This is a genomic window from Janthinobacterium kochi, from assembly GCF_051380715.1.
In the GTDB taxonomy this organism is placed as follows: Bacteria; Pseudomonadota; Gammaproteobacteria; order Burkholderiales; family Burkholderiaceae_D; genus Janthinobacterium.
Map to the genome: position 1 here is coordinate 26178 of NZ_JBNYXO010000020.1, position 14914 is coordinate 41091.

6 protein-coding genes and 1 pseudogene are annotated in these 14914 nt (G+C 64.2%); 4 read left to right on the forward strand and 3 right to left on the reverse strand.

All coding sequences use genetic code 11. From position 1 onward, the window contains the following. Positions 1–2 precede the first annotated feature (2 nt). Complete coding sequence (locus ACQ4WL_RS26085; protein ID WP_436512443.1) at positions 3–578, forward strand: TMEM165/GDT1 family protein; 576 nt, start codon at positions 3–5, stop codon at positions 576–578. A 126-nt stretch (positions 579–704) separates the two neighbouring features. Further along, entirely contained in the window at positions 705–941 is a 237-nt protein-coding gene (locus ACQ4WL_RS26090) for a hypothetical protein (protein ID WP_436512445.1), read from the forward strand. On the opposite strand, the gene ACQ4WL_RS26095 is transcribed toward ACQ4WL_RS26090, so the two are convergent. From ACQ4WL_RS26095 to ACQ4WL_RS26105, 3 genes and pseudogenes are all read right to left on the reverse strand, one after another. After that, entirely contained in the window at positions 938–9565 is an 8628-nt protein-coding gene (locus tag ACQ4WL_RS26095; RefSeq protein WP_436512461.1) for a GH36-type glycosyl hydrolase domain-containing protein, read from the reverse strand. The genes ACQ4WL_RS26090 and ACQ4WL_RS26095 overlap by 4 nt on opposite strands. A gap of 405 nt (positions 9566–9970) precedes the next feature. Further along, positions 9971–10426: a rhodanese-like domain-containing protein gene (locus tag ACQ4WL_RS26100; RefSeq protein WP_436512463.1), complete on the reverse strand. Its 456-nt coding sequence runs from the start codon at positions 10424–10426 to the stop codon at positions 9971–9973. 492 nt (positions 10427–10918) lie between these two features. Beyond that, positions 10919–12019, reverse strand: a pseudogene (locus tag ACQ4WL_RS26105) (cysteine desulfurase family protein); the annotation flags it as partial. Positions 12020–12187: 168 nt separating this feature from the next. Between ACQ4WL_RS26105 and ACQ4WL_RS26110 the strand changes: the two are divergent. Continuing rightward, the gene (locus tag ACQ4WL_RS26110; RefSeq protein WP_034783259.1) at positions 12188–12685 is read left to right on the forward strand and encodes an Lrp/AsnC family transcriptional regulator; all 498 of its coding nucleotides are present in this window, start codon (positions 12188–12190) and stop codon (positions 12683–12685) included. A 200-nt stretch (positions 12686–12885) separates the two neighbouring features. Beyond that, positions 12886–14913, forward strand: coding sequence for a methyl-accepting chemotaxis protein (locus ACQ4WL_RS26115; protein ID WP_436512448.1), 2028 nt, complete (start codon positions 12886–12888; stop codon positions 14911–14913). Position 14914 lies beyond the last annotated feature (1 nt).

Consider the following 14914-nt stretch of genomic DNA (forward strand, 5'->3'; position numbering starts at 1 on the left):
TCATGGAAGCATTCCTCATCTCCACCGGCATCGTCGGTCTCGCTGAAATCGGCGACAAAACCCAACTCCTGGCCTTTTTGCTGGCTGCCAAATTCCGCAAGCCTTTGCCCATCGTGCTGGCCATTTTCGTCGCCACCGTCGCCAACCACGCGTTTGCCGCCGCCGTCGGCGCCTGGATCACCAGCATGCTGGGGCCCGACGTGCTGCGCTGGGTGCTGGGCGTCTCCTTCCTGGCGATGGCGGCCTGGACCCTGATCCCCGACAAGCTCGATGAAGACGAGACGAAGCTGGCCAAATACGGCGTCTTCCTGACCACCCTGATCGCCTTCTTCATGGCGGAAATGGGAGACAAGACGCAGGTGGCGACCGTGGCGCTGGCGGCGCGCTATCACGACATTGTCTCTGTTGTGCTGGGCACCACCTTCGGCATGATGCTGGCCAACGTGCCGGCCGTGTACCTGGGTGACAAAATCGCCAACCGCGTGTCGCTGCGCCTGGTGCACGGCATCGCGGCACTGGTCTTTGCCATGCTGGGCGTGGCCACGCTGCTGGGCGCGGGCGCGGCCCTGGGTTTCTGACGCATCACCCTGATGCAGCCGCAGATAATTTCCCATTTACAATATTCATGCTCATAATTGCAATGTCGGCGACATGAATACCGGCGCGCTGATCCCGAACGGTCAGCGCGCTTTCTTGAGGAATGTATGCATTTGAATGGAAAGATGGCGGTACTGTGCCTGGCTGCCTGCGCAAGCCAGTTCCCCGCCGCCTTGGCGGCACCCTTAAACCATCACTACCACCACCACCACCAGACGGCAACGCAGTCCGTGCCCGAAGTACGCACACGCGACGTGTTGCTGCTGGGCGCCGGCCTGATCCTGCTGCTTGGCAGGCGCCGGCCCGAAGACGATGCGTGGCAAGTACTCGGCTGGCAGGACTAAACCAACAGTAGCACTGCATACTCGCGGCCCTCGTCGCGCAGGGCGATGTTGTTGCCCTCCTGCGCCACGCCATCGAGCGACAGTCCTGCAGGCCGCCCCTGTGCCTTTTCCACCGTGATGGCATAGCTGCTGGCACCGAAGCGGTAATGCAGCTTGAAGCGGTCCCATTCGGCCGGCATGGTCGGTACCACCCGCAGCATGTTCGCTTCGCGCGTCAAGCCGAGCAGGGATTCGACAATCAGCCGGTACAGCCAGCCCGACGATCCCGTGTACCAGCTCCAGCCGCCGCGCCCCACGTGCGGCGCCACGGCATACACGTCGGCCGTCACCACATACGGCTCCACCTTGTAGCGTGCCACCGCTTGCGCGTCAACGCCATGGCGCACGGGGTTGATCATGCGCAGCAATTCCCACGCCTTTTCGCCATCGCCCATGTGGGCAAACGCCATCGCCGTCCAGATGGCCGCATGCGTGTACTGACCGCCGTTCTCGCGCACACCCGGCACATAACCGCGGATATAGCCGGGATTGAGATCGGATTTGTCGAACGGCGGATCGAGCAACTGGATCACTCCAGAGTCACGGCGCACCAGGCGCGCATCGACCTGGCGCATGGCGCCGGCCACGCGCTCCTTGTTGGCCGCGCCCGACAGCACGCCCCAGCTTTGCGAAATCGAATCGATCTGGCATTCCTCGTTCGTATGCGATCCCAAAGGCGTGCCATCGTCGAAGTAGGCGCGCCGGTACCACTCGCCATCCCATGCATGCTCCTCGACGTTGGCCGCCAGCTTGACGGCTTCGTCGCGGCAGAACTGGGCGAACGCCGCATCGCCGCGCAGCACAGCCACGTCGGCGAAGCGCTGCAGCACTTCGTACAGGAAGAAGGCCAGCCACACGCTCTCACCCTTGCCGTGTTCGCCCACCTTGTCCATGCCGTCATTCCAGTCGCAGGAGCCCATCAGAGGCAAGCCATGCACGCCCAGTCGCAAGCCATGGCGGATGGCGCGCACGCAGTGCTCGTACAGGTCGGCCGACTCGCCAGAGCGCACGGGCAAGTCGTAATACGAGTCCTCCTCCGGCTTGACGGCGCGCCCTTCGATGAAGGGCGCCACTTCGGACAGCACGTTGACGTCGCCCGTGGCGATCACATAGCGACAAGCGGCCAGCGGCAGCCACAGGTAATCGTCGGAGCAATGCGTGCGCACGCCCCGGTCCGATGGCGGATGCCACCAGTGCTGTACGTCGCCTTCCACAAACTGGTGCGCCGCGCACAGCAGCAAGTGGCTACGCAGCAGTTGCGGCGCCGTGTGGATCATGGCCATCGCATCTTGCAGCTGGTCGCGGAAACCATACGCGCCGCCCGACTGGTAATAGCCGCTGCGCGCCCACAACCGGCAGGCGATGGTCTGGTACATCAGCCAGCCATTGGCGATCACGTCCAGCGACGGGTCGGGTGTTTCGATGCGCACGGCGCGCAGGGTGCTGTCCCAGTGTGCGCGTACCGCGTCGAGCGCCATGCGGGCCGCATCCTTGCCCGCATGGCGCTGCACCATGGTACTGGCGTCGGCATTGCGGCGCCCGCCCACGCCAAGGAGGAAGACGATTTCGCGCTCCTGCCCCGGCTGCAGTTCAAACGGCACCTGGATCGCTGCGCAGGGATCCAGCCCCGTGCCCGCCTTGCCGGACAGGCGCACGCGGCGCAAGGCCGCCGGCCGTGCCAGGCTGCCGTTGCGGCCGATAAATTCATTGCGGTCGCAGGTAATGGAACGGATGCTGGCATCGGTGTTGAAAAAGCCGACCCGGCCCGAGAACTCCGTGTTGTAGTTATTGCGCGCAAACAGCGCGCCGCTGATCGTGTCGACTTCGGTCGCCACGTGCATGCCGGACTTGGCGCGCAGGTCGGCCAGCACCCATTCCACGTAGCCAGTGACGGACAAGCGGCGCGGCACGCCGCTGTCGTTGCGCACCTTGATCACCGAATATTTGACGGCTGCATCCAGCGCCACATAGGTGCACAATTCGGTGACGATGCCACCCTCGCTGTGCTCAAAAATGCTGTAACCGAAGCCGTGGCGCGTCACGTAGTCGCCGCTGCCGCGCGCCGGCAGGGCCGAGGGTGACCAGAACTGGCCACTCTGCTCGTCGCGCACGTAAAACGCTTCGCCGGACAAGTCGGACACCGGATCGTTCTGCCATGGCGTGAGGCGGAATTCATGCGCATTCTCGCTCCAGGTATACGCCTGGCCGGCTTCCGACACCACCGTGCCGAATTGCGCATTGGCCAGCACGTTCGACCATGGCGCCGGCGTCTGTTGTCCTTCGCCCGTGGTGATCACGTATTCGCGCCCGTCGGGCGTAAAGCCGCCCAGGCCATTTTCCAGGATCAGTTCGCGCTTTGGCGCCCGGTGCGGCACGCCGCCATGTTCGCGGGCCGGGTCCTGCAACAACGGCGGCATGCGCAGCACGGGGCTGGGCGGGCGCTTGACCTGCTCGGCCAGGGTGCCGCGCAAGTCGCTGATGATGGCGCGCGCCACCGATTGCAGCAAGATGCGGTCTTCATTGGCGATCTGCTCGGCCAGGCGCACGAAGATGCCGCCCGGGCGATCAATCGCCTGCGCATCGATGCCCGAGGCGATCAGGCCCATGATCTGGTCGTGCAGCAGCTGGCGGTAGCCCGACTGGTCCTCGTACCAGATCACAAGATCGACTATCAATCCTTTCAGGCGCCAGTAGGCATGCGCCTGCACCATCTGGCGCGCCAGTTCGATATTGGCCACGTCGCGTATCTGCAGCAGCACGATGGGCAAGTCGCCGGAAATGGCATATGCCCACAGGCCGGACTGGCCGCGCTGGTTCTTGATCAGGATGCCGGCCTCGGCACGCAGGGTTGCATTCGGGTAGATCACGGCATTGGCCAGGCGCGCATACAACTGCGCATCCGCCTCGCTGGCATTCAACTGGCGCAGCACCACCTGGCTGTGCGTCCAGGCCAGTTCAAACACGCGGTCAGCCAGATGGCGGTCCTGGTATTTGTCGATCAGGTGCAGCGCCGCCTCGCGCTGCTCCACCACGCCGGTGACGCTGTCGACCGTCACGGCCTGGTCCGGTTCGAGCGTGATGACGTAGCGGATGGCCACGATGGGGTCAAGCACGGAACCGTGGCCGCCACCGAGCGGACCACTCTCCTGCAGCGCCTGCGGCAGCTGCACCGTGTTGCCGCGGCCGATGAAACGGGCGCGGTCCGTCTCGAACGACACGGCATAGTGCTCGATATCGTGTACGGTCATCACATGCAGCAGCCAAGGCATCTGCTCGTCCTTCGAGCGGGGCCGCCGCGTGCACAGGATCGCATTTTCATGCGCGAGGATTTCTGTCTGCACGAACAGCTTGCTGAACGCGGGATGCGCAGCGTCAGCCGCCGCCGGCGCCATCACCACTTCGGCAAAGCTGGTGATCTCGATGCGCCGCTGGCGGTTCGAATTATTACTGATGCGCGTGCGCCGGATTTCGATGTCGTCCTCGGGCGAGACAACGATTTCCGTGTACAGGTCCAGGCCATGGTCGGCACGGCGAAATTCCGCACGTCCCTCGGAAAAAATCACCTCGTATTTATTCGGTTCGGCCAAGGTCGGCTGATACGTGGTGGACCAGACGGCACCGTCGTCGAGATCGCGCAGGTAGCAGAAGTTGCCCCAGTTGTCGCGCGTGCTGTCCTCGCGCCAGCGCGTCACGGACAGGTCTTTCCAGCGACTGTAGCTGCCGCCCGCATTGCTCACCATGACGTGGTAGCGGCCATTCGACAGCAACTGCGTTTCGGGCACGGCGCTGTTGGCCTGCGTGAGGATGCGCATCGGCATGGCCTGTTCGGACGCACCGCTGCGCAGTACTGCAAGTTCGGCCGTGTTCGAGTAAAACGCACCGGCCTGCGGCGTGCGCTCCTGCAGCACCAGCAAGGCCGATTGCAGCAGCGGATCGGACTCGAAACGCCGCTGCATCGGGCGGTCGTGCAGCAGGTAGCTGAGGGCCAAGAATCCCATGCCCTGGTGATGCACCATGAAAGAGCGGATAACGGCGCTGGTCTGCCCGCGCGGCAGGCGCGCCGTAGTGAAATCGATGGCCTCATAAAACCCGTAGCGGCCCATGTAGCCGGCCGCCTGCATGCGCTGCAGGTTCTGGCACGACGCTTCCGGCTGCACCATCAGCCCCATCATGCTGGCGTATGGAGCCACCACCAGGTCGTCGGCCAGGCCCCGCTTCAGGCCCAAGCCCGGCACGCCAAAGGCGCGGTATTGGTAATTCAGGCTGGCGTCGACCGTGTTGTAGCCGGATTCGGAAATCCCCCACGGTACATCGCGCTGGCGGCCATAGTCGATCTGCGCCTCGATGACGGAGTGATACGTCTGGTCGAGCAAGGTGTTGGGATAATTCGGCATCACCAGCAGCGGCATCAGGTACTCGAACATCGAGCCGCTCCACGACAACAGCACGGGCTGGCCCGCCACCATGCACAGCTGGCGGCCCAGCGCGAACCAGTGCTCCTGCGGCAGCTGGCCCTGGGCGATGGCGATGAAGCTGGCCAGGCGCACTTCGGAAGCGAGCAAGTCGTAGTAGCTGGGGTCGAGCCGTCGTTCGCTGACGTTGTAGCCGATGGCCAGCAGTTTTGTGGACGGGTTGTACAGGAAGCCGTATTCGATCTGCGCAAAATCGCGCGCCTGGCCAGCCGCGTGGGCGATGTCGCGCATGTGACGGCCCGCCTGTTCGCGGCCTTGCGCCAGCCATGCGGCCAGCTCGGAAGGCAAGCCTTCCGGCGTCTCCAGATTGGCCAGTTCGCGCAGGGTCGGCACGCGCAGCCACGCCGCATCGAGGTCCGCCTGCGCCGCCCATGGCGCCAGTTGCAGCAACTCGGCCAGCGCCGCGCGGCATTGGCGCGCCAGCGCGCCTGCCCACATGGACAGCTCGCCATCCTCGCCTTGCAGGGTCAGCGACAGCAGCGCATCGGCCGCGCCATTCGCGGCGCTCAGGTAGGCATGCCATTCAGCCAAGCTGGCGGGCGCGGCCGGCATCTGCAGCAGGCTCATGCTCTCGTGCATGGCCTTGCCCTCGCCTTCGGCGGCGATGAATTCCTGCAGCACCTGCGCCGTCGTGCGTATGCCCTGCACCACTTGCGCGCCGATGATGGGCGCGTCATACAGTTCCACCAGTCCCGGCTGCAAGGTCAGCAGATGGCCGGCCAAGTTGCCGCTGTCGACCGTCGAGATGTACATCGGCTGCAATGCCTTGAGCGTTTGCGTGTCGTACCAATTGTAGAAATGGCCCTGGAAGCGTTCCAGCTCGCCCATGCTATGCAAGGTGGCGCGGCTGCGCTCGATCAACTGGCCCAGGGTGAGATAACCGAAGTCGTAGGCCGTCAGGTTGGCCAGCAGCGCCAGGCCGATATTCGTCGGCGAGGTGCGGTGCGCCACCACCAGGTTCGGATGCTCCTGCATGTTATCGGGCGGCAGCCAATGATCGTCCGGTCCGACGAAGGTATCGAAATACGCCCAGGTCTTGCGCGCCACGCCATGCAAAAAACGCCCCTGCTCGGCCGACAGGCGCGCCACGGCCCGTTCAATGGGGCGGCTGATCCACCAGGCGATGGCGGGCGCGGCCAGCCATAGCAGCAGGACCACGGCGGCGGCCGGCAATGCTGCCGGGCGCCAGTGCAGCAAGGCAGCAAAGGTGGCCAGCGCCAGCGCTGGCGAGCACCACATGGCGCGCCAGCTGTCTGCCTGCGAGCCGGAAGACGTATGCAGGTTCGAGGCACGCCAGTCGAGCAAATGCCTGTGCGACACGCCCAGGCGCCACAGGGTACGGGCGATGGCGTCCAGGCTGATCCACGCTTCATAGGGCAGGAAGACGACGGTCAGCATGGCATGCGAAAACTGCACGCCGCAGCGCCGCTCGAACGCGGCCAGATGCTGGCGCCACAGGGTGTCGCGCGGTTTGCGCAGCAGATCGTACAGTGCGGAAAAGACGGGCGGCAGGAAGATGATGGCCAGCACCGCCACACTCCAGAAAACCACGTGCGGCAGGAAACCCCATACCAGTAACAGGGACAAGGTGGTCGCTGGCGCCACGATGCTGCGGCGCAGGTTGTCGAACAGCTTCCAGCGCGACAGCATCGACAGGGGATTGCGTTCGCGCTTGCCGGCGCGGCCCGGCACACGGCCCAGCAACCAGCCGAGCAGTTGCCAGTCGCCGCGTATCCAGCGCTGGCGGCGGCTCACGTCAGCGTCATAGCGGGCAGGATATTCTTCATACAGTTGCGAGTCGCTGAGCAAGCCGGCGCGCAGGTAGCAGCCTTCCAGCAAGTCGTGGCTGAGGATTTTATTGTCGGGCAGGCGCTGCCCCAGCACGCGCTCGAACATGTCGAGATCGTAGATGCCCTTGCCGATGAAGGAGCCCTCGTAAAACACATCCTGGTACAGGTCGGAGACGGTGCGCGTGTAGGGATCGATGCCCGGTTCGCCGCCGCACAGCAGCTCGTAGCGTGAAGCGTTTGCGCTGGGCAGCGCCACGGCCACGCGCGGCTGCAAGATGCCGTAGCCGGCTATCACGCGCGTGCCGGCCGCGTCGAGCACGGGTCGGTTCAGCGGGTGCATCATGGTGGCAATGAATTCGCGCGCTGCGTCGCGCGGCAGCTGCGTATCCGTATCGAGCGTGATCACATACCTGATGGTGCGCAGGCCGCGCAACTCGCCTTCCACCAGCGAGAATTTGTCGCGCGCGCCGCCGCGCAGAAACGCGTGCAGGTCGGACAATTTGCCGCGCTTGCGCTCCTGCCCCATCCACGCATTCTGCTGCGAATTCCACAAGCGCGGACGGTGCAGCAGCAGGAACGGCCCCGCATGGCCCAGTTCTTCGGGGTCGGCCGGTTCGCCATTGTCCTTGAACTCGGCGCCCTCGACGCGGTATTTGTCGTTCAGGCCACGGATGGTGTCCTGCGCCTGGCGCAGCAAGGCTTCGTCACCCGGCATCGTTTGCGCGGACGCATCGATAAAATCCGTCAGCAGGCAGAAACGCAGGTTCGGATCGCGGTTGGCGAGATAACGCACTTCCAGCGCCTCGCACAAGGCGGCCACGTTTTCCTCGCTGTAGATCAGGGTCGGCACCACGACGATGCCGCGCCCGTCCGACGGAATGCCGGCCTGGTAATCCATGCGCGGCAGCGGATGCGGCGACGTCATCAGGGTCGCCAGCCAGTTCACCACGGCTACGGCCAGCTGGCTGCTGCCCAGCAGCGCCAGCGCACCCAGCGCCGCCAGTGGCCAACCCTGCACGCCGTGGCGCACGGCGCGTTCGAGCAGCAATGCGCTCGTCGCCAGGGTCAGGAACGAGATGGCACCGAGGTAGACGGCCAGCGGCGCGGCGCGCGCCGTCTGCTGCAGCGCCTCGATGAAGGGCAGCTTCGCGCCGGCCTGCTTTTCCAGCACCAGCACGCCGCGTCCCACCAGGTAAAAGCCAATGTGGCCACGGCGTGCGTCATTGCCGTTGCCGTGCGTGTGCGCCAGTTGCACCACCATCTCGGCCACTTCCACTTCGCTGCGCGCGCTGCGCCTGGCGATGCGCTCGATGACGTGGCGATAGCTGTCGCGCGTGGCGAAATCCATCAAGCCATACGTGCCGGCCGGGTCCAGGCGCAGGGTTTGCTCGACGACGCTCATGGTCTCGACGAATTCCTGCCAATCCATGGTGCCCAGAAAACGCAGGCTGCCGATGCTGTTGGCGATCGACACCTGGTCGGCCGCCTGCTGCCCGATCTCGGACTGGATCTGTTGCTCGATGGTGAGACCCGACTCGGCCAGCTTGTGCGTCAGCCACGACAGGGCCAGGGTCAGCGACGAACTTTGTCCCTGCAGGCGGCGCGACAATTCGGCCACGAAGGCGCTGGTCATCGGCGGATTCGAGCGCGCCATGTCGGCTACCAGCAGGATCAAGCCGCTGGGATTGCGCTCGGCGATGTCCGTCATCTGGTCGGCCCATGTATTGGCCAGGTCGCGCTGCATGCGGTCATCGGCCACGCGCACGGCCACGCGGCGCAGGTTTTCGATCAGGGCCAGACGCAGCATGATGGGCACGGCCCACAATTCGCCCAGGGTCAGGGTGGCGACATCCTGGTAAGCCTCGATGAAATGGCACAGGTTTTCCAAGTCGACCCGGCCATCGCCATGCGAGATGATTTCCAGCGCGATCTTGTACACGCGCGGACAGCCCGCGTCCACGCCCGATGTCAGCCGTGGAAGCTCCTTGCTGTAGTTCTTCGGCAAGTGGCGCCGCGTGGTGCGGATCTGCTCTTCGATCAGGTAAAAATTATCCAGCAGCCATTCCGAGGCGGGCGTAACCTGGCGTCCGCTTTTCACCGTGGCCGTCAGCTCGTTGACGGTGGCCGTGATCAGGGCCGCATTGTCGGCCAGGCGCGCCAGCAGGCGGTCGCGGCCATGGTGCTTGCCCACCGCGTGGCCGGCGGCCACGTGCTTGCCGTGGGCGGCCATCTGCATGGCGCTGAATAACTCGGAACGCAGGGGCAAGGCATCGTCGCGCGCAGCGTCGAAACTGTCCGGTGCAAGGGGATGGTCGCGGAAGATTTCCTTGAATCTGGAAATCTGTTCCTTGATCTGCTGCGTGACGACTGCGGTGTACTCTTTCAACTTGGCCTCGCTAGGTGCGCGCAGGCAGCCAGCGGCCACCGTCACGCTGGCCAAGTCTGGAAGAACACGATCGGACACTGGCGAAGACGGAAAGCGAAGCGCCGGAGCGTTGCGATGAATCTCAGGGTATAGGGAGATGTTCTGAACTTCATGGTAGGTGCGCCCTGCGCACAAGACCGTGCGCTAGCGTACATACCCGAGGTTTTAGGGACGTGCAGGCAAAGAAATCAGCCCGTTCAGGGTAGAAAAATGCCTGGAGGAAATGAACATGCGGAACTCAACGACCAGCACCGTGCCAATGATGGCACGGTGCAATATTCCAGATGAGAAACTTCAGCCCCGTCAAGCCGCGATGGCCAGCGGGTGACGCGTCGCTTCCGCCATCGCCATGCCGCCATTGAGTTGCCATGCCGCAGCATGGCCCAGGCGGCGCAGACAGGCGCTAGCGCGCGCGCTGCGATTGCCGCTACGGCAGAAAAAGACCAGGGGACGCTGTGGCTGCTGCAGCCATGCGGCCACCTGCCCCGCCAGGCGACTCAGCGGTACGCTGTGCACGGCGCAGCCCTCGAACACGGTTCCGGCGCAAGCCGCGTGTTCATACGCTTCGCGCACGTCGACGAGAATGGCGTCGGGATGCTGGTGCAGGAAGGCGGGCAGGCCGGCCGCATCGAGCTGCAGGTCGGCGGCAGGCACGAGGCCGTCCTGCACCGTGCGCACCGTGCTGCAGATGCTGCCGTCGTCGCCTGACGCGCACAGCACGGTATCTTGCGTTACCAGCGCCGCATCCAGCAAGGGCATCAGCGCCCCGGATGCCAGAGCGCCGATGAAGGCAAAGCGCTGCCCCAGCAGGTACACGTGGGTGGCATGATCCTGGCCGCACTCGATCCGCCGTAGGCGCTGCTGGCCCAGCTCCAGCTCACCGTCGATATCGATGCGCCCCACCTGTTCGATAGCGAGTTCCTGCAGCAGCGCCAGGCGCGCCACACCATGGTCGGCGGGCGCCGTCGTGTGCACGATGGCGCGCAAGGCCAGGTGCTGGCAGCGGATGAAGGCAGCCAGGCGCGGCACGAGCGCGGCGGCAGGATCGATGACGACGCAACTGGCGCTGGCAGCGTCGCTGAGCAGCCAGGTGCACTGGCCATCCACACTCAGCTGGATTATGCCGTCCTGCGCGCCGTCCTGCTGCGAACGCGCCAGCGCCGACGGCAGCAAACAGCTGCGGCGCAAGGCCTCGCCGCACCGCTCGATGCGTGCGCAGGCGGCCGCTATCGTCGCTGCGTCAATCAGGGGGCCGAAAGACAGACGGATGGCCGAGCTGGCGCGCCATTGCGGCACGTGCATCGCTTCGAGCACATAGCTGGGCAGGGCCTTGGCGGCGGAACAGGCGCTGCCCGAGCTGACGCGCACACGCGCCGCATCGAACAGGTCCAGCAGCTCTTTCGAGGACAGGCCGGGCACGGAAAAATTGAGCGTGGTCGGTAGCGACAACTCGAACGGCATATTGAATACGATGCCGGGGAAAGCGCGCTCCAGGCTGGCCACCAGCTGCTCGCGGAAAGCTGCCAGGTCGGCGTGGCTGCGGAAGGTCTTGCCATCGTCCAGTGCCGCCAGCACGGCGCCCAGGGCGGCGATGCCGGCCATGTTCTCCGTGCCCGAACGCAGGCCCGCTTCCTGGCCGCCGCCCATCATCAAGGGAGTAAACGGCGCGCCGGGTCGCACGTACAGCATGCCGATGCCCTTGGGCGCATACAGCTTGTGGCCGGAAAATGGCGCGTAATCGATGCGCGTGGCGGCCAGGTTCAGCTTCAGCTTGCCCAGCGCCTGCACGCAATCGACCATCCAGTAGGCGTCTGCACCGCGTTCCTGCAGCAGCTGGGCGATGGCGGATAAATCGCTGATGACACCCGTTTCATTGTTGGCCGCCATCGTGCACAGCATGGCCGCGTCACCGATCAGCGCATCGAGTGCCTGCAGATCGTGGCGCCCCTGCGCATCGACGGGCAGCTTGCGCACTTCCAGGTTCAGGCCCAGCAGGCGGTTCCAGTGCGCCAGGCTTTCCGGCACGGCCTTGTGCTCGGTCGCGCCATACAGCAGCAAGCTGCCGATGCGCTTGCCTTGTGCGCGCCGCTCGCGCAGCGCGCACAAGGCCGACAACACGGCCGTCTGGATGCCTTCGGTAGCGCCGCTATTGAACATCAATCGGCCGTCGCCCACACCCAGCAAGCCGCTGGCGCGCTGGCGTACGCCATCCATCATGGCCTTGGCTTGCAATCCCGTGGCGTGAGTGCTGCTGGGATTGCCATAGCCCTGCTCCATCGCTTGCCGCGCGGCGGCAACGGCGGCGGGCAGCACGCAAGTGGTGGCATTGCTGTCGAGGTAGATTTCTTTCATGATGGCCGTCTGAGTATTCTATAAAAAGGGCACAGCTAAAAAGGGCACCGCGCAGGCGGCTGGAACGTCTGGATAGTTTACCGGCACGCTGCCGTGAAGATATGCCAAAAGACACTGCAAACAAGTTAATATGTGGCATATACATGCCACAAAGTAGAAAATAACAAAATGAATTCACCAAACACATCGCTCGACAAATTCGACTGCGCCATCCTGGCCGCCCTGCAGCAGGACGGCACCCTGTCGATCGCCGCCCTCAGCGAGAAGATCGGCCTGTCCAGCACACCCTGCTGGAAGCGCGTCAAGCGCCTGGAGGAAGAGGGCTATATCGAGAGCCGCGTGGCCATCGTGAACCGGCAAAAAGTGGGCTTGCCCGTGACCGTCTTCGTCAGCGTGCGCACCGGACAGCACGATGAAAAATGGCTGCGCCGCTTTGCCGCCGCCGTCATTGTCTTGCCCGAGGTACAGGAATTTCACCGCATGAGCGGCGACATCGACTACCTGCTGAAAGTCGTCACCACCGACATCAAGGGTTACGATACCTTCTATAAAAAGCTCATCAAGGCCGTGCAACTGACAGGCGTGTCGTCCGCCTTTTCCATGGAGCAAATCAAGTGCAGCACGGAATTGCCGCTGGAATTGATCGCGCACGGCTTGCCTGCCTGAACGTTTTTCCAGCACCACCGCCTTCACTTGAAAAATGGGCACAATTACACTTTACTCACGTTGCCGCATTGCAACACACCTCAACTAAATGCAGCCGCGCCAAGGCTTCCCGAGGCAACAGGTCGTACACTCCAAGACTTGCCTGCCTGCGTCTTTCCGGCAACCTCTGCTTGTCGCGCAGGCCCATCCCAGGGTCTTCCATGCATCTGCTCCGCCGCCTCTCCATCCAGAAAAAATTGATGTTCAGCATGGGCTTGTGCCTGCTGCTATTCATGGCGATCTCGTCTTTCCTCAGCGTGCGCATGAGCAGCGAATACGTGCGCGAGCGCGTTGTCAGCGAGGAATTGCCAGCGCAAGTGGGTGAAATCCGCAACGATATACTGCGCCAGATCAACCAGCCACTGTCGGTGGCCATGACCATGGCCACCGATGTCTTCCTGCAGGACTGGGAAGACGCCGACCTGCCCGAAAGCGGCATCGCCACCTTCCAGCGCTATGCCACCGCCCTGAAGGAAAAGAACAAGGCGGCTTCGGTCAGCTGGGCGTCCGGCAGCAGCGGCAAGTATTTCACCACGGGCGGCCTGATGCGCACACTGGACAAGAACCAGGCATCGGATCAATGGTTTTATGGCTTGCTGGCCAGCGACAAGAGCTACACCATGGATATCGACAAGGATGTCGGCTCGACCAGCTTCATGCTTTTCCTGAATGCGCGGGGCCGCACGGCGGGCGGCAAGCAGATCGTCACGGGCCTGGGCTTGAGCATCGACGCCCTGGCCGAGACCATCCGCAGCTACAAGATCGGCCAGACCGGCTATGTCTACCTGGTGCGCGGCAACGGCAGCCTGCTGATCCACCGCGACCCGGCCCTCGTCGACGGCAAGCATCAGATGAAGGACTTGCCCGGTTTTAGCGATGAACTGAGCAAGAGCCTGCTGACCGGCCGCAAGTACACGCATGCCAGTTATGCGGCGCCTACCGGCAAGCAACTCGTGGCCGCCTCCTTCGTGCCGGAACTGAACCTGTACGTGGTGGCCGAGGTACCGGAAGCGGAAGTGCTGGGCAACATCATGCGTTCAGCGCTGATCGCCGCGCTGGTAGCCGGCTTGGTAGGCGGTGGCATCGCCCTGGCCATCATTTATGTCATCAGTCGCGCCATCGCCGCCCCCGTCGCACGCGCGGCAGACATGCTCAGCGACATCGCCAGCGGGAATGGCGACCTGAGCCGCCGCATGGTGGTCGAATCGGAAGACGAAGTGGGCGCGCTGGCCTCCGCCTTCAACCGCTTCATCGCCTCACTGAACGTGACGATACGCGAAGTACGCGACAGCACGGGGGCCATTGCCAGCGCATCGGGCGAAATCGCTTCGGGCAACCTGGATCTCTCAAGCCGCACGGAAGCACAGGCGTCCAGCCTGGAAGAAACGGCGGCCGCCATGGAAGAGCTGACATCGACCGTGAAACAGAATGCCGACAATGCGCGGCAAGCGAATCAATTGGTGGTCTCGGCCTCCAGCCACGCCGTCAAGGGCGGCGAGGTGGTTGGTCAGGTGGTGCAGACGATGGGTACGATTGCAGAGAGTTCACGCAAGATAGCGGACATTATCGGCGTGATCGACGGCATTGCGTTTCAAACCAACATCCTCGCCCTGAACGCGGCAGTCGAGGCGGCGCGCGCGGGCGAACAGGGCCGCGGCTTTGCCGTGGTGGCCACGGAAGTGCGCAACCTGGCACACCGCTCGGCGGCGGCGGCGAAGGAAATCAAGGACTTGATCGTCGATTCTGGCGGCAAGGTGGAGGCCGGCAGCAAGCTGGTTGACTCGGCCGGCGCCACCATGCAGGATATCGTCGTGTCCGTGCAGCGCGTGGCCGACCTGATGGGCGAGATCGCTTCGGCCAGCCAGGAACAAAGCCAGGGCATCGCGCAAGTGAACGCCACGGTCACGCAGATGGATGACGCGACCCAGCAAAATGCGGCGCTGGTGGAAGAAGCGGCAGCGGCGGCCCAGTCGCTGCAGGACCAGGCGGCACGACTGGCCCAGGTGGTGAGCGTCTTCAAGCTGGAAGAAACGGGTCATGCGCCAGCCCCTGCGCCTGCCCGCCCCACACCCCGTGCGCCAGCCAGGCCCGCCGCCAAGATCAGCGCCAGTGCGCAAAAAGCCCCGGCCAGGACTGCGCCAGACGCACGCGGCAAGGCGCCGGCCAGCGAGCAATGGGAAGAGTTTTAAG

What these genes read in the sequence shown, in the direction of transcription:
- ACQ4WL_RS26085 (WP_436512443.1), top strand. Translation starts at nt 3, where the DNA reads ATGGAAGCATTCCTCATCTCCACCGGCATCGTCGGTCTCGCTGAAATC.
- ACQ4WL_RS26090 (WP_436512445.1), top strand. Translation starts at nt 705, where the DNA reads ATGCATTTGAATGGAAAGATGGCGGTACTGTGCCTGGCTGCCTGCGCA.
- ACQ4WL_RS26100 (WP_436512463.1), bottom strand. Translation starts at nt 10,426, where the DNA reads ATGCCCTTGCTGGATGCGGCGCTGGTAACGCAAGATACCGTGCTGTGC.
- ACQ4WL_RS26110 (WP_034783259.1), top strand. Translation starts at nt 12,188, where the DNA reads ATGAATTCACCAAACACATCGCTCGACAAATTCGACTGCGCCATCCTG.
- ACQ4WL_RS26115 (WP_436512448.1), top strand. Translation starts at nt 12,886, where the DNA reads ATGCATCTGCTCCGCCGCCTCTCCATCCAGAAAAAATTGATGTTCAGC.